The sequence below is a fragment of the Streptomyces sp. NBC_01255 genome (genome assembly GCF_036226445.1).
GTDB lineage: Bacteria > Actinomycetota > Actinomycetes > Streptomycetales > Streptomycetaceae > Streptomyces.
Genome location: NZ_CP108474.1, coordinates 376,763 through 396,895, shown reverse-complemented (window position 1 = coordinate 396,895; position 20,133 = coordinate 376,763). Strand labels below are relative to the sequence as shown.

The window sequence follows — 20,133 nt, the reverse complement described above, 5'->3', positions numbered from 1 at the left end:
CATGTCCGGGCAGTCGGAGCTCGGCTGGGGCACCCCCACCCCGGTCGTCGAGCGCTTCCCCGCCGCGACCCAGCAGGTGTCGTTCGACAAGTCGGTCAAGCCGATCGGCTGGGGAGTGGACAGGCTCACGACCGAAGCCCCGTTCAAATGGGACTATCCGCATCTGTTCTCGCTGCGCGACGGGAAAATCTACGGTCTCGGCCGCTCGGTGGACCAGCAGTGGCTCTTCGACACCGTCGCCGACACCAGGACCGACCTGCCGAACCGCCCGGACGTCAACAAGGACAAGCCCGGCCCGGACGGCGGGGAGTGGAGGCGCAACTACGGCTCCGCGGTCCCCCTGCCGGCCGGCTTCAGAGGTCCCGACTCGGTCCTGGTCCTCGGCGGCGACCGCAACGACCCGAACACCTACCGTCTGGCCGGCGGCAAGTGGAACACCGAGAAGCCCCGCGCCTTCGGGCGGACCCAGGACGACACGCTGCTCCTGCCGAACGGCAACCTGCTCACCGTCAACGGTGCCTTCGACATCCGCGACTACGGCAACGGACCGTACAACCCCAACGCCGACCTGAAGTACCGCCAGGTCGAACTGCGCGACGAGAACGGCGACTGGAAGCTCGGCCCCGTCCAGCGGCTGCCGCGCGGCTACCACTCCAACGGCGTGGTCCTCCCGGACGGCCGAGTCATGATCACGGGCGACGAGCTCCAGCAGCTCGCCAACGACCCGGACATCAACGACGACAACAACGGCAGCATCGAGATCTACGAGCCGGCCTACCTCCACCAGGGCAGCCGCCCCGCGCTCGGCCTGATCTTCAACCCCAGCGTGGGCTACAACGAGAAGATCACGGTGAGCACCAGCACGCCCAACGACGTCACCCGCGCCGTGCTGCTGGCCCCGACCACCGCGACCCACTCGATCAACACCAGCCAGCGTCACCTCGAACTGCGTATCAAGAGCCGCAGCGGCAACTTCCTGGAGCTCCAGGCGCCGCCGACCGCCGCCGCAGCCCCTCCCGGCCACTACATGCTCTTCCTCCTCAACGAGGAGGGCGCACCGAGCAAGGCCGGCTGGGTCCAGCTCAAGCCCCCGGCGGCAGCCGCCGCCACGGGTGCCACCGCCACCAAGGTGAAGGCCGGCGACTGACACCCGCTGTTCCCTCCGGGGCGATGGATGAGGCTGCCGAGAGGCGCCTGACGGGCAAGAGCCCAGGTCAGGCGCCTCTTCTCGTAACTCTGGAAGAAGCCGGGCTTCCTCGGGGGGTACGAGACCAGCAGTTCTTGGTCTGCTGGTGGTACATGTGCAGGTTGTGCGCGATGCTCCCGGCGCGGTTGCCGGGAGTGTGCCCTAACGTCCGCGGCAGACGGCCTTAGGTTGCCATCGGCTCCGCGGGGTCGTGGCCTGTGTCGTTGTCGGGCCCGTTCCGTACGCTGGCGGCATGCGTATGCGCCCCACTCTGAGCTGGACTCCGCCCCAGGATCTGCCGCCAGGCATCACCGATCCCGAGCCGGTCGCCGACGTGCTGAGAGTCGGCGGTGTGCTGGTGCTCAGCGGGGCGGGCCTGTCCACGGAGTCGGGCATCCCTGACTATCGGGGTGAGGGCGGGAGCTTGCGGCGGCATACGCCGATGACCTACCAGGAGTTCACGGCCAGCGCCCGGGCCCGGCGCCGGTACTGGGCGCGCAGTCACCTCGGCTGGCGCACGTTCGGCCGGGCCCGGCCCAACGCCGGGCATCGGGCTGTGACGGCGTTCGGGCGGCACGGTCTGCTCTCGGGTGTGATCACCCAGAACGTCGACGGCCTGCACCACGCCGCCGGCAGCGAGGGCGTGGTGGAGCTCCACGGAAGCCTGGGCAGGGTCGTCTGCCTTTCCTGTGGTGCCTCCGGCTCGCGCCGGGAACTCGCCCGGCGACTGGAGGAGGCCAACGCGGGGTTCGCGCCGGTGGCCGCCGGACTGAATCCGGACGGCGACGCCGACCTCACCGACGAGCAGGTCGGGGACTTCTCCGTGGTGCCCTGCTCCGCGTGCGGCGGCATCCTCAAACCGGACGTGGTGTTCTTCGGCGAGGCCGTTCCGCCGCAGCGGGTCGAGTACTGCCGAGAACTGGTCGATGCGGCGACCTCGCTCCTGGTCCTGGGCTCCTCGCTGACGGTGATGTCCGGGCTGCGGTTCGTCCGCCAGGCGGCCCAGACGGGAAAGCCGGTGCTGATCGTCAACCGGGACCCCACACGGGGCGACCGGCACGCCGTCGCCCGGGTCGCTCTTCCTCTGGGGCCGACCCTGACCACCCTGGCCGGCCGACTGGGCGTCCCCGTGGACGGCGGGGCACCGGCAGCCTGAAGCGGCGCTCCTACGCCGCGTGGCCGGAGCAGTCCTGGCGCCTGGTGCCGGCGGACGGGTGGTGAGCGAGTTGGCCTCGATGCCGTCGCCCGGACCGGCCGCGGTTGTCGGGCGCTCCCACCGACGGTCCGGAGTGGTGATGGACGGCCGCCCGGCGAGGATATGCGGTTGGGCGGTGCCGCCCAGCCTCGACTCCGCGTGATCTGCCGCTCGAACGGGCGTGAGCGGAGATGCATCCGCGTCGTCCTTGGTCGGTGAGCCGTCAGTACGCCTAGGGCGGCCGGTTCCCGAGCCCGACTACGGGGTTGAGTGGCGCCGCGGCCGGGGCGCCCGGTTCGAGGCCCGGGACGAAGTCCGTCCAGCTGCCGCTCAGCATGGTGGGCCGCGCGGTGATCCGCGTGCCGTCGGCGTAGTAGGTCGAGGAGAGTATCCGACGCGGAACCGCGGTGAGGTTGGCGCCGGCGGTGTGGAAGCAGTTCGCTGCGTGGCAGGAGACTTCGCCCAGAGACAACGGGCTCGCATCGGGAACCACGCCCGCCGCGCGGATCTCACCGGCAACGTGCTCGTCGTACCACCGCTCCTGGGGAGACACAGGTAGGGCGTGGAGTGCCGCCGGGGTCAGCTGCCGTGCCAGGCAGGCCAACGGACCCATCTCCGTCGGGATGTCGTGCAGGGCGACCGGACCCACGAGGTCACCACCGCGGGGGAGTCCAGGGGATAGTGGTCGCTGTCACGGTGCCAGGGGGTGCGGCCGGCGCGGTCCGTCAACCGTGGTCACATCGACGGGAAGATGACGGCCTACTTCAACTGGCCGGTGATCGCCGCCCTCTGCCCGAACCTGTACTTCTCCACCGACGGCGCGGACTACAGCACGGTCATCGAGACCATGGACGCCACCGCCGACCAGACCACGAACTTCACCGTCAGCAGCGGCCTCTCCCGGAACCAGGTCCACGTGTGGGCCACCGGCGTCAACTCCGCGGACACCGCACGGCACTTCGTCCACCAGCAGACCATCACGCCGGTCGGCGGTAAGTACACCCTCACCCTCAAGCCGGGGCAGGTGTACATCGTGACGACCACCACCGGCCAGGGCAAGGGCGCGGCCGCCCCGCCGCACCAACGAGGGGCGGGCCTACAGGTGGGCTCGGGCTGTTCGACGGCATGACTGACCATGATGCCGGTCTCGGCCACGCGGTTCGCGACGACGGACGCGCAGGTCCCCCTCGGCGAGGCCGGGCCGAGCCGTCAGCTCACTACGACCCGCCGTGAGATCAATGCGTCAGACATGGCCTGGCGCCCGCACTGTCGGCGCCGGTTACTCGTCGTCCCCCTCGTCTTCGTCGTACCAGCCTTCGATCATGCCGACGAGTCGTTCGTCGATCGGGTTGTCGAACTCGTCTTCGGTGGCGAGGAGTCGGCGCAGCGTGTTCAGGGGGTACCAGTGTTCGCCGGGCTTGGCGTCGGGTGCGCCGACGCAGGGGGTGTCCAGGTATGCGGGGTCCGGGACCGCCGGATAGAACGCCGGGAGCAGACCGAAGGTGACGTCCGGTTCGAACTTCCATGCCCAGCCCTCGCGTCGCCGGCGCAGGGTCTCGCCGATGTACCACACGGCACCCTGGACGAAGGGGGAGCGGCGCTGTGCGGTGATCTCCTCCGACTCGGCGAACGTCTCCTTGACCAGGTCTTCCAAGGCGTCGAGGGAGGCGTCGGAGAAGTCGAACCTGTCGACGCCGCCGGCTTCCCGAGCCCAGCTCTCGAAGGCGGCCTGGCGTTCGGTGAGCCAGGCCAGGAGGTCGGGGTGGCGGGTGGAGTCGTAGTCGGCGTGGGGTGTGGTCATGGCCAGAACCTACCGAACCGCGCTGTCACCCGCGCAGGATCTTCGCGGAGTCATCACACGACGCGTCAACAACACCTTCTACGCGAGGTGTTGACGGCCTCTAGTGTGGTGGGTCGGCAGGAGCGGGCACGATACGGGGGCCCTTGTCCGGCCTGCCCTCGCAGTCTTGAGTCCCGTGGCCCCCACGACCAGGGACACTACGTGAGCACACTCATACGACAGCGCCTGAAAAGGCGCATATCTGCCGCGCTGGCGGTCGTTTCCTCGGCGGCGGTGCTGCTGGTCGGCCTGCCGTCCGTGGCGTCGGCCGCGCCCGGGGACTACGCGAAGATCACCGGCGGTAAGCGGTGCGATCAGATGCACCTGAAGAGGACCGTCCCGCGTACGCCGAACAACTCGGGTGCGCCGACGGGGCAGCACCATTGGACGAAGTCCGGGCCGGACGAAGAGTACTACTACAACAACGCGTTCAAGGGTTTCGAGAACGTTCCCGCGCCCACTGCGGCCGAGCTGGGGCAGGTCACCGGCAGCCGCGCGGACATCGACAAGTGGGACAAGGCATATGCGGCCTCCAAGGACCCGGAGGACATGCGCAAAGCGATCTACTCCCGCTATCAGCGGCATCGGAACGAATCGAACAACCCCAAGCCGTTCGGCAGCTGGAGGGTCAACCTGATCAGCGCGCAGGTCAGCAAGCAGAAGGGGGGCGTGTTCGAGGTCAAGGCGGTTCAGGACTTCAACATGGTCGGCCCTGACTGGCTGTGCGAGGTCACGATCGAGATCTTCGACAAGGACGGCAAGAAGATCGCCTCCCGGCGGTACGACTCCTACAACCAGCGCACCGGTGACCTGGGGGAGTTCAAGTCCGACGGGAAGCGCAAGCCGGCCCAGCTCCGGGCCGACAGGATCATCCTGCGGCACAAGGACGCGAAGTACGACTTCACCCGGCACCGCCTGACGATGTTCACGTCGGAGAAGCCGAACGGGGCCACCCTCCGCGACTACAAGGCCGAGAACGACAAGCTGCGGACGGAGCGGGGGACGGGGAACAATCCGATCCGGATCGCGGAGCGCCGGGCGACCGCTAAGGGCCTGTGGCCGCAGACGAAGTACACGAAGACGTACAACGTGTTCAACCCGCTGCCGAACCGAGGCACCCAGGGCCCGGGCGCCTCGATGGCCTACGGGTCGGGACAGAACCCGGCCCAGGCCCGGCAGTTGCAGAACCAGTACCTGTCGAACAACGCCCGGTCCGCGCTCGGCCGGGGCCCGGGCGGGGTGGACTTCTCCACTCTGGAGCTCCAGTACGTCGGCGACCCGGTCAAGGGCAAGGCTCTGGACTACTCCATGAAGGCCGACCTCATGCCCGATGAGGACAACAACCCGGGCTGGGGCGGACAGGCGAAGGTCGAACTGGCCTCAGATGCCCTGTTCACGTGGCTGGCGCTCACCCCGGACCGGCAGTGGGTGAACCTCAACCCCGACCAGCCGGACACCATCATGGACAAGGCGTTCGGTGAAACCGACGCCGGCCGTGTCCTCCTCGTGGCCGACATGGAGATGAAGCGGGACTTCTCCCGTGCCATGGACCCCAAGAAGTCCCCGGGCAAGGAGTTCATGGACGCCGCCCCCAAGGTCGACGGGGTGCCGTGCTGGGGATCGGGACGCAACTGGATCGTTCCCGGCCGGGCGAAGGTCCGCGAGCAGGACGGCGGGATCTACATCCTCGACGCCCCGCTGGAGGTCAACCACGCCGCGATGGACTTCGACACCCCCGTAGAGGGAGAGGACTGCTCGAAGGAGCTCAGCAAGGAGGAGAAGGAGCGCAGCCACCGGCTGATCACCCAGTATCTCGTCCCGCACGTCGAGAAGCAGATCAACACCGACCCCAAGTACGCTGACCTGCGCCGCGTCTACAAGTCCCGCGTCGCGGCCGAGTGGATCCGCCAGCAGGACGCCAAGAAGGCCACCGACTTCCGTCCCATCATCAACAGCAACAACCTGAAGCGGTGGCCGCTGCGCGGTGAGAACGCCCACTGGGACAAGCGGACCGTGTGGCAGGAGATGGTGAAGTCCTTCACCAAGGGCGAATTCACCTACGAATGGCCCCTCGGCGACGGCCGGATCTACACGTTCTTCGTCGGCGGCATCGACTTCGCAAAGGTCCCCAAGCGGAACATCACCGGAGTCGAGTTCACCGCCCAGCACCGTGAACTGCCCCGCGCGACGAAGGACTCCGTGCGCACCGAGACCTCCGCCCGCGACAGCGACACCGCGTTCCTGGGTGGCAACGGCGCCGCCCTGACGGATGACGGGAAGCCCGACCCGACGCCGACGCCGACGCCGACGCCGAGTCCGACGCCGAGTCCGACGCCGACCGACCCGACCGATCCGCCCACGTCGCCGGGCCCGGACCCGACCAAGCCCGGCAACGGTGACACCGGCGGCAGCGGGGGCGCGACGCCTCCGGCGAACCGGCCGGACCCGGACGGCGGCCTCGCCGACACCGGATCGGACACCCCGATCGGCCTGATCTCCGGCATCGCCGCGGCGATCGCCGCCACCGGCGCGGCCCTGGTGTGGTGGACGCGGCGTCGCCGCACCGTCCAGGAGTAGCCTGAACGAGCAGCACAAACAGGAAGGGCCCCCACCCCGGTTCGCCCCGGGGTGGGGGCCTTCCCATGTGTGCTGGGGTGCTGGGTGTTGGCGGACCAGACGCCCACGCGGGATCGACGTCCGGTCATGGGCCCGAGGGCTGTTCCAAGGCCCGGGGAGTCGGACGGCCGTGGGCCGGAGTCGAACGAGATGAAGCAGGCTCCGCATCCCCGTGGCCTCTTCTCGCGCTGGCCGAGGCGACCGATGGGCGCCTGCCTGGGCAAAGTCCAAGGCCAGGCGTCCTTTTTGTGCCCCTAGAAGAACCCGAGCTTCTTCGGCGAGTACGACACGAGAAGATTCTTCGAGTGCTGGTGGTACACGCCTCGCATGGCCTCTGACCAGCGTAAACGGCCACGACTCGACCCGGCTGCGGGCGGCTGGTCCGCGTATGGCCCGGATCTTGGTCGGCACGGAGTGGGTCCCTGACCGATGGCCCGTGGCGGCGGCGAGCCGGTGAACGAACCTGACCATGAGGCGGCTCGCGTTGTTGTTCGGGGTGTCGAAGTCGGCGGCGGACTGCATCATCGACCACCTCGGGCCGATGTTCGCGCTCCAGTCCCGTAAGCGGTTCGCGAACGACGCCGTGCTCATCGTGGACGGCACCTTGGTCCCCACCCGTGACCACGCCATCGCCGAGCGGTCGAAGGACTATCGGTACTCCACCAACCACCAGGTCGTCATCGACGCCGACATACGGCTGGTCGTCGTGGTCGGCCGGCCGCTCGCTGGGAACCGCAACGACTGCAAGGCGTGGGAGGAGTCCGGGGCCAAGGCCGCCGTCGGCAAGACGCTCACGATCGCCGACGGCGGCTACCCGGGCACCGGACTGGTCATCCCGTACCGCCGCGAGCGCGGTCAGGCCGAACTCCACGGCTGGAAAGAGGAGCACAACAAGTCCCACAAGCAGGTCCGGGCCCGCGTCGAGCACGTCTTCACCCGGATGAAGACCTGGAAGATCCTCCGAGACTGCCGCTTGAAGGGCGCTGGCGTCCACCACGCCGTACTCGGCATCGCGCGGATGCACAACCTCGCCCTCGCCGGATAGACCAACGGGCTTGACCGCGATCGACCATGTCCGAGGCGGCTCGGAGATCATTTACGGGACAGCCCTTAAGATGCGGTCTGTCGGCGCCTGAGACCGATCAGGCCGTCGGGGGAGCGGAAGAATGCCATCCACTTATTCAATCAGGTGCTCGAATCTCGGCGCAGTCCCGCACGGCGACCGTACTTCAGTAGGTGGCCCGGCTGCGGTGGGCAGCAGGGCACCCAGCGAGACGATCATGTCCTGTAACGTCGCACGCCCCACTGGCGCCGACCCAGGGAGCATTTGCGGTACAGCCATCAAGGCGCCTCCCCCTTGCCGATGACGATGTCTCCGTTACGGGTGTGAATCCTCACGGCATGGTCACTTGTGTCGTCTTTCGTGACATCCATTGTGATGTCGCCCTTCTTGGCGGCCGTGTCGACTGCGTACGTCGCCTCCGGCAGGCCGAGCCGAACGTCGCCGTCCTGGCTTCGCACATCGACGAGGTCAGGTGCGGAGACGAAGTTCAGCTCGTTGTCGCCGTTCCGTGAGGCGACGGTGACCGACCTTGCGGAGATCCTGTCGCCTTCGATGGTTCCATCGCGGCCTTCCAGATCCAGATGGGGCCCGCTGAGGTCCGACAACCGCATGTCGCCGGCTTTGGCCGAGAAGTCTGCGGTGAAGCCTGTGGCTTCAACAAGACCCTTGTCGTTCTCGGCAGTGATCGCGACGTCGCGCGGTACCTTCACGGTGTACTTCGCGCCGCAGTTGACGGAGAGGCCCGTGCAGTCCAGCGAGAGCGTGAGAACGCCCCCTTCGAGCTTCCATCCGGATTCTATTTCGCCGCCAACTTTCGTACCGCTGACCTGTCGCGTCACCCGAACGCCCTTGACATCGGCGGCTACGAGTTCCAGGTCGGCGGAGTCGGACTTCACGGTCAGGCTGTCCCCACTGAAATCAAACATTTTCGATTCCACGACTGTGTTCGCCGGGGCACCGTCCGGGCTGCATCCCGTGGCTGCGACAGTGAGGATCGCGACACCCCCGAGGACGAGCACAGCGTGAGGCCTAATTCCCATTGATTCATTCCTTCATAGTTCTGGACATGCAGGTGACGCATGCCGTTCATGGTGGTGGTTGGTTCAAAGGGCGCGATCGCATCGGAGGCGAGTTCGTTCCGTGGCGTCAGCAGGCAACCTGAATACCGGGCGGGGGATTCTGCTGTCGCGGCGACAGGTACGGACGTCGCCCTGCTTCACGAGCGCAGAGCCCGGGCTGCGACCGTGCGCGACACACGGGCGGCTTGGAGAGCCAGAGCGAGGCAGGTGGTCACAAGCGTCACGCCGGCGAGCACGCCGAGAGTCGCCCAGGGGAGGCCGTCCAGAACCCGGACGACGCTGATCTTGGCGCCCACGGCGATAGTGGCACTCGTCACCGCGATGGAGATCGCACCGAAGATGATCGCCGTCCCCGCGTAGATCACTCCCTCATAGATCGTTGATCGGGTGACCACGCCCGGTCGCGCACCGGCGACCGACACGATGGCGGAATCACGTGTGCGTTCCCGCCCGACCAGAGCGATCACAGCAAGGCCGCCGACCCAGGACACGACGAAGACCCAGCCCAGCACGACCAGGACATCGTCCAGCCCGGCGGCGCTTCCGGGCATGACGTTCCCCATGACCATGAAGAGTCCGACGAACGACAAGGAGAGGGCGAAGGGCAGCACCGTGGCGACGCTTCTCGCCGCGCGGGTGCGGCACGATTGCACGGCAAGGTGCCAGGCGACACCGCGCGAGGGCAGGAGTGCGGTCCAGAACCTCATCAGAGGTGTGAGCACCCACGGCCCCATCAGCAGCAACAGGCAGATGAGAAAGAGGTCGCCGGCGAAAGCGAAGGCCGTCCGCTGTGCGATCCCGCCTTCGAGTTCGAGTCCCAGCCCGGGAATCCACATCCCGACCACACCGGCGAGGAGGCAGAGGGCGAGAACGCTGCGCGTGACGCCGGGCCGCGCCGGTGGATCAGAGAGGTCTCGGAACGCGCGCATCTCCGGTGTCTTGGCGGCGCGGCGCGTGACTCCCCAGCCGCCGAGCAGACACGGAACCACTCCGGACAGCACGCTCGCCCCGACGTGCCAGAGCTGGAATCCGGCCGTGGCTCCGTGCAGGTCGAGTCCCGTGGTCGTCCACTGTGAGAGGGTGGTGCTCGCGACAAGAGGGGCCAGCGGTACTGCCAGCGCGCCGGCTGCAGTGCCGAGCACGATCAGTTCCGTGCGCAGAATGGATCTGATGCGATTGCGCGGGATCCCGAGGATCGCCCACAGGGCGTGATCGCGTCGCTGGGTCGTCAAGGTCAGTCCGACGGTGGATGCGACGATGCCCACGGCGGCAAGCAGGGTGAAGAAGACGATGTTGCCGCCGAGTGCGATCGACGCGGAGACCATCCGCGCATCACCCGCCGCCCGCGCTGCCGAGACGGCGGTGAACATGGCGATGACCGAGCCCGCTGCGCATGCCGCACCGACCACTGCGCACAGGAACGTCCACAACCACATGGACGCCTGCATCCGAATGTCCGACAGGACAAGTCGCATCACGACGCCTGCTCACCCGCTTCGTCCTCCGACTGCGCCGCGAGGACGGCATCGCTCACCGCGTGGGAGTCGCCACCAGGAATGACGGCGTGCACTCGCCCGGACCCCAGCACCACGACCTGGTCAGCACGTGCGGCCGCATGAGGATCGTGTGTGACCATGAGGACCGTGGTTCCCTGCGCGGGAAGTGCCTGCAGCCAATCGAGCACGACGTGACCCGACTTGAGGTCGAGCGCGCCGGTCGGCTCGTCGGCGAAGACGATCCGCGGCTGATTCGCGACGACCCGGGCCACCGCGACGCGCTGGCGTTCCCCTCCGGAGAGCCGGTCGGGGCGCCGCCGCGCGTGCTGGGCGATACCGAGCCTCGACATGGCGTCGCCGACCCTCGACCTGGGTACCCGATGGCCGGCGAGTCGCGCCGGCAGGGCGATGTTGTCCTCGACCGTCAGCGAGCTGACGAGGTTGTACTCCTGGAAGATGAATCCGACGTTCTCACTGCGGAATGCGGCCTGCTTGCGAGGGGGGAGCGACAGGACATCCGTTCCCAGGACCTCGATGGAACCCGCGGTCGCTTGCTCCAGACCAGCCATGCAGAGCAGGAGCGTCGACTTGCCCGACCCGGAGGGGCCGACGATGGCGGTCAGCCGGCCTTCGGGAATGTCCAGGTCGATATCGTGCAGGACGCGCGTCGTCTCGCGTCGACGGCCCGGGACGGGGAAGTCCATATGTAGGCCGCGCAAACGGATGCACGGCACGGAAGCGGCAGCTGAGATAGGCATGCATCGAGCTAAGCAGGGCGCGGCGGGAGCCACACGGGTGTCTGCACTGCTTGAAGGTAGACCTAGGTCTACCTTTTGCGCGATCCGCAGTATGCGACAATGGCGGGCATGGCGCAGATTCGTATTGCCCGGAGGGTGCTGACGGAATGCATCGCGGCAATGGCTTTTCCGATTCTGCTGCTTTCCATTCTCGTCGCGCCGGTCTCGGCCCCGGTGGTGGCGGAGACGGACCGTTCGAGAGCCCGGTGGTGCGGCGTCGAGACGATGCCCCTGAAACCCTCGGACCACAGCTGGGCAAAGTGGGTGGTACTCCGGCTGCGTTCACGGTCGATGTGGCGCACCGACCTCCCGGTTTTCGTGACCACCGTACTCCTGTCCGCACTGTCACTGCTGGTGGCCTTCTTCGGATTCATCGGCGCTGCCGCGTTGGTGTTCTCCCCCGTCTTCTGGCTCTTCGGTATCGCTGCGCAGGTCGGTCCATTCACCCCTGAATCCGTTGGGGAAACCCTCCTGGCGATGCCCGCAGGCATCGTTCTCGGCGCGGTCACCACTACCGTACTGACCGGCACATCATTTCTTCGCGACTTTCTCCTGCGCGCCTTCTCCAGAAACCGGGACCCGGATCTGCTCGCGAAACTGGAGGAGCTCCGGACCAGTCGGGCTTCGCTGACAGCGGCCTTCGAATTCGAGCGACAACGCATCGAACGCGATCTGCACGACGGCGCCCAACAGGAACTCGTCGCCGTCGTCATGCGTCTCGGGATGCTGGAAGCCACGGCCACGGCCACGGCCGCAGCCGCCGACCAGGAACGAATCGTGCGGCTGGCACGGCAGGCCCAGGCTCACGCGGAGCGCGCACTCGAACGGCTGAGGGACACGGTGCGCGACATCCATCCCCGTGAACTGAGCGACCTCGGTCTCATCGCCGCCGTCCGAGAGCTGGCCGCACGATCACCTTTGCGGGTCGAACTGACCAGCACCGGCGATGACGCCCAGCTTTCGTCACCGACTGCGACCGCCGTATACTTCACGGTGTCCGAAGCCCTGACGAACATCTCGAAACACGCAGGTGTGGGAAACGCTCGGATCGACCTACGATGCGCCACGACAGACGTACACGTGCGTGTGCACGACGATGGTGTCGGCGGTGCGAGAATCGACACGGGCTCCGGGCTCGCCGGACTGCGCGAGCGAATGCGAAGCGTCGGCGGGAATCTCGAAGTTCTCAGCCCACCGGGTGGCGGGACGCTGGTTGTAGCGTCCGCTCCCAGCCAACCCCCATGGTGATAAATTGAAGCAGGACGTTCCCCGGGGAGGGGGGTCATGAGAATTGTTCTGGCAGATGACAGCGTGCTGATAAGGGCCGGCATCCGGGAAATCTTGACCTCCCACGCTCATGATGTCATCCGCGAATGCGAGGACGCCGACGAACTGGTTGCCGCAGTCGACGAGCTGGTGCATGCCGGAGCCGCCCCGAACATGGTGATCACGGATGTCCGCATGCCCCCCAAAAACACCGACGACGGACTGCGTGCCGCGATCGATCTGCGCTCCCGTCACCGGGACCTGCCGGTGTTGGTTCTCTCCGCCTACGTCACGGGCCCCTATGTGAGGGAGCTTCTGAACGGCCCGGGTGCCGACGGAGCCGTCGGATACCTGCTCAAGGAGAAAGTGGGCAGAGTCGCCGACTTCCTGCGAGCTGTCGAGACGGTCTCCGCAGGTGGCGTCGTGATCGACCCCGAGGTTGTTCGCCACGTCACCCGAGCGGACTCGCCACAGGGGCCGCTTGCCCGGCTCACCGCTCGGGAAAGGGAAGTGCTCGCCCACATGGCCGAAGGGCACTCCAACGCAGAAATCGCGACGGAGCTGTTTCTTTCCGGCGCTGCCGTGAGTAAGCATGTGGCGAACGTTTTCGTGAAGCTCGGCATGCCTCCCGACGAGGACAATCGGCGCGTCAAGGCCATTCTGGCCTGGTTCGAATACAATTGAGGATTGGCCCCGGGCACCGTCCAGCAGCGCCCACAGCTCCGTGAGCCTTGCGTCGGTGCCGCAGGTTTTGGGAGCGCTCTCAACACGTGTCGGCCCCAGAATCCTGTTCCCTGCGAGCTCGTAACACGATCTTGTTGAAGCGTCCCGGTCGGCCGTGACCGGTGTGGCGATCCGGCCGTTCGGGATGGTGTGAGTACCCGGCCGTGGATGTGGACGATGACTTGTGGGTGCTGATCGAGCCGTTGCTGCCGCCCTGGCCGGAGAAGGCTCCCAGCCCGCGGCCGGTTCCGGACCGGCTGTGTCTGCAGGGCATTCTGTACGTGCTCCGCAACGACATCGCCTGGCAACTGCTGCCGCTGGAGCTGGGGTTCGGATCGGGCCAGACCTGCTGGCGGCGCCTTGAGCGGTGGCAGAAGGCCGGGGTCTTCGACCGGCTGCACCGGATCTGATCGCCGAGATGAACGCGGCCGCGAGCTGGACTGGTCCAGAGCGTGCGTCGACGGCTCCCACGTCCGCGCGAAAAAAAGGGGGGGAGGCGACACCGGTCCGTCGCCGGTCGACCGGCGGAAGACGGGTAGCAAACACCATATGATCTGCGACGGACGCGGCACCCCGCTGAAGGTCATCACCACTGCGGCCAACGTCAACGACGTCACCCAGACCCTCGCTCTGGTCGACGGCATCCCTCCCGTCGCCGGACGCCCTGGCCGGCCCCGCCGACGCCCGCAGGCCCTGCTCGGAGACAAGGGATACGACTCCGGCCCCAACCGCCGCGAACTTCGCAAGCAGCGGATCCTGCCGGTCATCTCCCGCAGGGGCGCCCCGAACATCGAAGGCCTGGGCAAGCTCCGCTACGTCGTCGAGCAGACTTTCGCCCTGCTCCACCAGTTCAGACACGCCTTGCCGTCCGCTGGGAACGCCGCACCGAACTCCACGACGCCTTCGTCTCCCTCGCCTGCAGCCTCATCTGCTGGCGACGCCTCACGAAACACAACTCATGATCGTGTTACGAGCTCGTAGGGCCAGGGATGACCTATCCGGATCCGCGGTTGCTGCGGCGAGCTCTGTACTCCTGGGCCTTCAACAAGAACGCCTGGAGTCACGAGCCCAACGAGGATTGGCGCAAGGCCCTGGAGTGGATGAAGCGAAACTCAGTTCCCGTCGGTGAGCTCATGGATGCTGATGTCCTGCGACGGGGGCTTGACGCCCTGGGATGCAAGCTCGGCGGCAGGGCGGCGAGCGCGAGAACAGCCCGGCGTAAGAGGGCGGCGTTCGGCGAAGTACTCAATCGGGCCGTGGAGAGGGGGTACTTCGAGCGGGACCCGCTCAACGGTGTCAGGTGGAGCCCTCCGGCCGTCAACGAGGAGGTCGATCCGGCTGGCGTGCCCAAACCCGGACAGGTGGCGCGACTGATTGCGGCGGTCGCGAGCTCCCTGGCCGCGGCCCGCACCTGGAGGCGTTCTTCGGCTGCATGTACTACGCGGCCATGCGGCCGGCCGAGGTCATCAATCTCCGCGTCGAACAGTGTCATCTGCCGGAGTCGGGATGGGGGCTGCTGAATCTGTCTCGGGGTGTCGTCATCGCGGGTAAGGACTGGACCGACGACGGCAGCGTGCACGAGGTGCACTCCCTCAAGCGTCGTGCGGCTACGGCTACGCGGCCCGTTCCCATCCCACCGCAGTTCGTCCGTGTGCTTGCCGCCCACGTCGAACGATTCGGCGTGGCACAGGACGGTCGGCTATTTCGGAACGGGAAGGGGAACCCATGTGGATGCAGCGGCATGCGGCGTCACATGGGCGCGGGCGAGTGAGTGCGGCCTGACGCGCCTGGAGCGCGCCTCAGGTTTGGCCAAGAGGCCCTACGATCTTCGGCACGCCGGGATCTTCCTCCTGGTTGTACTCCGGCGTCGACCCGGCCGAGTGCGCCCGCCGGGCCGGCCAGAGCATCGAGGTCCTCTTCCGCTTCTACGCCAAGTTCCTGGACGGGGTCCGGGAGCAGGTCAATCGCCTCGTCGAGCAGTCGATGGGGGAATGGGACCGCATCCACCGAGGCGGGACTCTCGCCGGTGGACCGAGCTTGGACCGGGAATAGACCGGAACAGCTGGTCAGGAGCGGGATACGGGTGGGATGAACCGGGAGTTCCGGCGCAAGTCGGCTGCTGTGATGGATGAGGCTGTCGAGAGGCGCCTGACGGGTAAAAGCCCAGGTCAGGCGCCTCTGTTTGTGTCCCTAGAAGAAGCCGAGCTTCTTCGGCGAGTAGCTGACCAGCAGATTCTTCGAGTGCTGGTGGTACACGCGCTGCCTCGCTCCTGACCAGGCAAAATGAAGGTATCTGCCTTCGGCTGGCCGGTGCTGGCCCGCAACTGGCCCGGATCTTGGTCGTGGGGGAGTGAGGTCGCACTGTTGTTCCGGGCCAGGGCCCCGAAGGATAGTCGTCGATGGAGGGCCTCAGAGCTTGGGTTGCGCCGACGGCGCGCTTGCGAGCAGCCGCACGTCGTTGCCAGCCCAGCGCTGGCGGTGGTGGCGAACGTACCGGGAGTCGATGAAGTGCCACCGGTGGAGCTCGATCCTTTTCCCGGACTGGCCCGTCACGGTGTCGACGATCGTGAGGTCGTCGGCCAGGACCCGTGCTCCCGCGTCGAAGAGGACGTGGCAGGTCGGGCAGAGGCACAGCAGGTTCTCGACGATGTCGGGTCCGTTGTCTTCTCTGGCCCGGATGTGGGCCGCTTCGCTGTAGCGATGGCGTGGTGAGGGCAGGACCAGAACCTCGGCGCACATCTGGCAACGGTCCTGGTACCACTGCTTGAGCTTGCGCACGGCACTGCTGCCGGTCTGCGGCCGATTCCTGTGCGTGCCTCTGCCGAGCGGCTGCCACTGTTCGGACTCGGGCGCGTTCGAGCGAATCGGAGAGGCTTCTCCCTCAGGTGCTGACATCTCGAAGAGCCGGTCGTCCAGGTGCTTGACGACGGGTTCTACCGTGCTGCGGTCCATGGCGGCGAGGCGCGCGGTGTCCAGGACGGCACGGCGGGCAAGAGACCAGGCGGCCTCGATGTGGATGCTGTGGATGGCGGTGCGTTCGGTAGCCGCGAGCGTTCCGGCGATGCGGGAGACGTGATCGCCGATCCGGACGAAGAAGTCGGCGTACTGCTCGGGCAGGGTGGCGTCCCAGCTGCGCTCGGCCTCGCGAATCGTGTGCCACTGCTGCACCGCGCGGGTGGTGTAGGTCAGGATCGGCCGGGTGTTGAAGGCCCAGCCGTACGCTGTTGCCAGCTTGTGCCGCCAACTGCCCGACGTCGAGTCGGCGCGTAGGGCGGGCGCCGGCCGCCGGGCGAAGTGCAGGACGCGGGAATAGGTGGCGGCGTCCGTGGAAAGGAAGCCCCGCCACTCGCTTGCGGACAGGTCCCACAGGGATCCGAAGTGCGGTGGATTGGGTCTCCTGGCTGCCCGGTAGCGGCCGATGCCCCGCGTGGGCAGGGTGTGTCGCCCGTCCCACGCTTGTCGAATGTGCCCTTCCAGCGACGTGCTGATTCTGGATCCCCCGCGACCCGATGTGAACGGCGAACCGGTCAGGAGAAAGGTGGGCGTGCCTGCGCCGGCGTTGCCCGCTCGGCGGGTGGAGTGGGAGGCCGCGCTGAGCAGCTTCCGGTCCGTAACGTCGTTGTGGACTGCCAACGGGCCGGGCCCGTTGAGAAGCCGGTGGAGTAGATGATGAAGCGAGTCGCCTTCGCGCACGTCAGAACGCACGAGAGACGTCCAGACCGTCACCGGGGCGTCCGGCCATGAGCTGACCGAGACCGCGGGGGCGACGGCCGCAGACCACCAGCTGATTGCCGCCAGGTAGAGGTCCGCCGGATCCATCCCCGCCGAGCCGGCCTGGGCTTGAGCCATTTCCCCGAGTGGCCCTTGATAGAAGGTGTCGTCGTCCGTCATTGCCCCACCCCCATCTCGGCTCCGCGCGCCTGCAGCGGCCGCCCTGCTCCTGCGGATTCTGCCCGACGGCTCTGACAGTGGCCGGGAGGGGCGGTGCCGGCAACGAATCCTCCTGTAAGCGGAAACGACTGCATCGGTGAATCCTGCGATCCAGCAGTGCGCCTCATCGTGATCGCAGCACACTGGGTCCATGGGTGTGCGGCAGCGTTGGGAAGAGCTCGCCGGGGGACGGCAGGCGTTCGAAGAGGGCGTGACGATGCTCCTCGCCATGGTCTATCCGGGCCTTAGGCATGTTGACGGTTCCGGCGGTGACCGGGGGGAGGACGCCGTCCTTCGACTGCCGGGAGGTGGGCGGCATGTCTTCCAGGTGAAGGGCTTCACAGGGCGTCTGAAGCCGGTCCAGCGCCGTCAGGTGGAGCGATCGCTGAAACGAGCGGCTGAGGGCGAGCCCACGCGGTGGACTCTCGTCGTACCACTTCGTCTTACACCGAATGAGTGGGACTGGTTCGATGGACTCCGCGACGGCTTCCCATTCTCATTGGACTGCCACGATCTGAACTGGCTCAACACCAAGTCCCACCAACACCCGGCCATCGATGCCCTGTTCCAGCCAGAAGCGCCGTTGGCTGCCCTGCTGAACTGGCCTCGGGTGGCGGACACCAGCCCGATCGATGCTGGCCTCGCCGTGCCCGAGAGCGGAGACATTCCTCCTTATGTAGCGCGTGACATCGATCCTGTCCTGCGAGATCGGATGCGAGCGACGGCTGAGTCAGGCGGAGCGCTCGTGATCGTGGGTGATTCCGCTGCGGGCAAGACCCGCACACTCTATGAAGCCTTATGCGCGGAGCTGCCCGGCCACCGCTTGGTGCACCCCATGCAGCCCAGCGACGTCCCTTTGCTGATCCCAGGCATCGTTGCTGCGGCGGGGCCCTGCGTCTTGTGGCTCGACGAGTTGCACCGCTACCTGGAGGACGGCCGCTGCCTCACGCCACACGGGCTCGGGGAATTGCGCCGCGCGAGGGCCATCGTCTTGGCCACGCTCAGGGCGTCGGCCCACGAACACTGGCACGGCTTGCCAGTGTTGCGTCAGATGCAGACCCTTGTGCTCGATCGGCGCTGGAGCCTGGCCGAGCGCCAGCGGGCGGCTGCGGCGCCGGACTCACGAGTCGTCCAGGCGGCACGGGTCGCCCCGGCCATCGGAGTCGCCGAATGCCTGGCCGCTGGACCCTGGCTGTGGCAGGAACTGAAGCTGGCCGACCGGGCGGGCGGGCAGCCGCGGGGGGCGGCATTGATCCGGGCCGGTATCGACCTCGTTCGGGTCGGCCTTGCAGGCCCGTTGCCCACCTCGCTGCTCCTCGAAGCCCACCTGCCCTATCTCGCGGACAGCGGCGGTCCCGTACTGCGCCCCGAACCGGCCGATGACGCATTGTCCTGGGCCGGCAAGGTGCGCTTCGGCGTCAGCAGCATGCTGCTGCCTGCGGGCGAGGACGCCTGGACGACCCATCCCCAGCTGGCCGCAGCAGCCGACGAGGAGGGCGTCACGGTCCACCCGTTCACCTGGTTCCAGGCGCTTGGCGCGGCCGGCGATCTGGACGACATGTTCAAGGTGGCGCTCAATGCCAGTACTCATGCCCCTTCCACTGGGGTGTTCCTGTGGCGATCACTAGCCGACGCCGGCCTCAACGAGGCCGCGAACAACCTCGGTGTCACACTGGCCGACCTGGGCCGACACGAAGAAGCCGAGCACGTGTTCCGGACCCAAGCGAACTCTGAGGATGCGGTGGTCCTGCTGAACCTCGGCAACCTGCTGTGCAAGACAGGCCGCCACGAAGAAGCCGAAGAGGTATACCGGAAGTCGGGTGCACGGGGGCAGGCGAAGGCTTGGAACAACCTCGGGCTGCTCTTGAAGGACCGGGGCGAGTACGCCTGCGCCGAGACCTGTCTGCGCAGCGCTGCCCTGGCCGGCGCCCCTGACGCCGAGTACAACCTTGGGGTGCTCCTGGACGAGCTCGGGCGAGCTGACGAGGCCAAAGCTGCGTATGCGCGTGCATACGACGCTGGGGACGCAAGCGGACTGACCAACTGGGGGATGCTGCTACTTGAAGAGGACCGATGGACCGAGGCAGAACCCTTGTTACGGCAGGCCGCAGAAACGGGCCAGGGAGACGCGATGCTCTGCCTCGCCAACGCAGCGAAGGTGAAAGGAAATCTGCTGCAGGCAACGCACTGGTATCGGCGCGCGATCGACACTGGTGATGCCCGCGCCTGCTTCAACCTGGCGAACCTCCATCGGGACGACGATCGTCCGGACCTTGCCGAGCCGCTCTATCGGAAAGCCGCCGATGCCGGAATCACCAGCGCCCTGTACAACTTGGCCCTCCTTCTCGCGAGGCAGAAGCGCCTCACGGAGGCCGAGGAGTTCTTCCGCCGGGCGGCAGCGGAAGGACAACAGGAAGCCCTCTTCCAGCTCGGCGACGTCCTAAGCCAGACCGACCGCCAGGAGGAAGCCACTGCGCAGTGGAAGGAGGCCGCCGAAGCAGGTGACCCCAATGCGGCGATCGCACTCGCGACGGTGCTGACCGACCCCGCCGAACAGACCTATCTCAGGAAGGTCCTACGCAGTGCGGCAGACGCTGGCGACAAAGACGCAGCCCTGTTGATTTCGGTGCTGAAGGTTGCCCAAGTTCCGTCCTCCGGAGAATGACAAGACCTTCTTGAAGTCGTCACACTCAACGCGCTGACCTGCGTGAATGACCCTGGAAGGGAGGCCGGCCTGCGTGTTTGCATGTCTCCGACGCTTTCACAGTGATGCCGTAGGCCACGGTCGATTCTCCCCAGCCGCTCCCCAGGGCTGCTTCACTCTCCCCAGATCCTCCCCAGCCGAGGGTCTCGCGGCGTGCAGATGATGCCGGTCAGCGGCGTGATTCGGGTATACGGACCTGCTACGCACGGAACGTGTAGGGGCTGGCCTGCCAAGTCCT

At 67.1% G+C, this 20,133-nt stretch carries 14 protein-coding genes and 2 pseudogenes; 10 read left to right on the top strand and 6 right to left on the bottom strand.

The features are described from left to right. Position 1 precedes the first annotated feature (1 nt). Both OG357_RS01700 and OG357_RS01695 read left to right on the top strand, forming a co-directional pair. Positions 2–1,147 carry a galactose oxidase early set domain-containing protein gene (locus OG357_RS01700; RefSeq protein ID WP_329619377.1) on the top strand — a complete coding sequence of 382 codons (1,146 nt, stop codon included), beginning with the start codon at positions 2–4 and terminating at the stop codon, positions 1,145–1,147. 292 nt (positions 1,148–1,439) lie between these two features. Then, positions 1,440–2,342 carry an NAD-dependent protein deacetylase gene (locus OG357_RS01695; RefSeq protein WP_329619376.1) on the top strand — a complete coding sequence of 301 codons (903 nt, stop codon included), beginning with the start codon at positions 1,440–1,442 and terminating at the stop codon, positions 2,340–2,342. A 271-nt stretch (positions 2,343–2,613) separates the two neighbouring features. On the opposite strand, the gene OG357_RS01690 is transcribed toward OG357_RS01695, so the two are convergent. After that, complete coding sequence (locus OG357_RS01690; protein WP_329619375.1) at positions 2,614–3,030, bottom strand: hypothetical protein; 417 nt, start codon at positions 3,028–3,030, stop codon at positions 2,614–2,616. 102 nt (positions 3,031–3,132) lie between these two features. Between OG357_RS01690 and OG357_RS01685 the strand changes: the two genes are divergently transcribed. Continuing rightward, on the top strand, positions 3,133–3,510 hold the full coding sequence (locus tag OG357_RS01685) for a hypothetical protein (protein ID WP_329619374.1): 378 nt from the start codon (positions 3,133–3,135) through the stop codon (positions 3,508–3,510). A gap of 150 nt (positions 3,511–3,660) precedes the next feature. Here the strand turns inward: OG357_RS01685 and OG357_RS01680 are convergent, their stop codons facing one another. Next, positions 3,661–4,182, bottom strand: coding sequence for a hypothetical protein (locus OG357_RS01680; RefSeq protein ID WP_329619373.1), 522 nt, complete (start codon positions 4,180–4,182; stop codon positions 3,661–3,663). A 201-nt stretch (positions 4,183–4,383) separates the two neighbouring features. On the opposite strand from OG357_RS01680, the gene OG357_RS01675 reads away from it, so the two are divergent. Further along, positions 4,384–6,798: a hypothetical protein gene (locus tag OG357_RS01675; protein ID WP_329619372.1), complete on the top strand. Its 2,415-nt coding sequence runs from the start codon at positions 4,384–4,386 to the stop codon at positions 6,796–6,798. 496 nt (positions 6,799–7,294) lie between these two features. Continuing rightward, positions 7,295–7,882: pseudogene (locus tag OG357_RS01670) on the top strand (transposase); the annotation flags it as partial. A 296-nt stretch (positions 7,883–8,178) separates the two neighbouring features. On the opposite strand, the gene OG357_RS01665 reads toward OG357_RS01670, so the two are convergent. From OG357_RS01665 to OG357_RS01655, 3 genes are all read right to left on the bottom strand, one after another. Then, entirely contained in the window at positions 8,179–8,919 is a 741-nt protein-coding gene (locus OG357_RS01665; protein ID WP_329619371.1) for a DUF4097 family beta strand repeat-containing protein, read from the bottom strand. A gap of 197 nt (positions 8,920–9,116) precedes the next feature. Next, on the bottom strand, positions 9,117–10,454 hold the full coding sequence (locus tag OG357_RS01660; RefSeq protein WP_329625459.1) for an ABC transporter permease: 1,338 nt from the start codon (positions 10,452–10,454) through the stop codon (positions 9,117–9,119). Continuing rightward, positions 10,454–11,179 (bottom strand): ABC transporter ATP-binding protein, encoded by a 726-nt coding sequence (locus tag OG357_RS01655; protein WP_328946808.1) that lies wholly within the window; start codon positions 11,177–11,179, stop codon positions 10,454–10,456. The genes OG357_RS01660 and OG357_RS01655 overlap by 1 nt, the downstream gene beginning before the upstream one ends. A gap of 162 nt (positions 11,180–11,341) precedes the next feature. On the opposite strand from OG357_RS01655, the gene OG357_RS01650 reads away from it, so the two are divergent. The 4 genes and pseudogenes from OG357_RS01650 (at position 11,342) to OG357_RS01635 (ending at position 15,313) form a co-directional block, all read left to right on the top strand. Beyond that, on the top strand, positions 11,342–12,520 hold the full coding sequence (locus OG357_RS01650) for a sensor histidine kinase (RefSeq protein WP_329619370.1): 1,179 nt from the start codon (positions 11,342–11,344) through the stop codon (positions 12,518–12,520). 36 nt (positions 12,521–12,556) lie between these two features. Beyond that, entirely contained in the window at positions 12,557–13,222 is a 666-nt protein-coding gene (locus tag OG357_RS01645) for a response regulator transcription factor (RefSeq protein ID WP_329619369.1), read from the top strand. Positions 13,223–13,425: 203 nt separating this feature from the next. Further along, positions 13,426–14,223: pseudogene (locus tag OG357_RS01640) on the top strand (IS5 family transposase). An 892-nt stretch (positions 14,224–15,115) separates the two neighbouring features. Continuing rightward, positions 15,116–15,313, top strand: a complete 198-nt coding sequence (locus OG357_RS01635) for an integrase (protein WP_329619368.1) — start codon at positions 15,116–15,118, stop codon at positions 15,311–15,313. Positions 15,314–15,670: 357 nt separating this feature from the next. On the opposite strand, the gene OG357_RS01630 is transcribed toward OG357_RS01635, so the two are convergent. Beyond that, complete coding sequence (locus tag OG357_RS01630; RefSeq protein WP_329619367.1) at positions 15,671–17,152, bottom strand: HNH endonuclease; 1,482 nt, start codon at positions 17,150–17,152, stop codon at positions 15,671–15,673. Positions 17,153–17,342: 190 nt separating this feature from the next. Here OG357_RS01630 and OG357_RS01625 point away from each other — a divergent pair, with 190 nt between their 5' ends. After that, positions 17,343–19,856 (top strand): tetratricopeptide repeat protein, encoded by a 2,514-nt coding sequence (locus tag OG357_RS01625; protein ID WP_329619366.1) that lies wholly within the window; start codon positions 17,343–17,345, stop codon positions 19,854–19,856. Positions 19,857–20,133 lie beyond the last annotated feature (277 nt).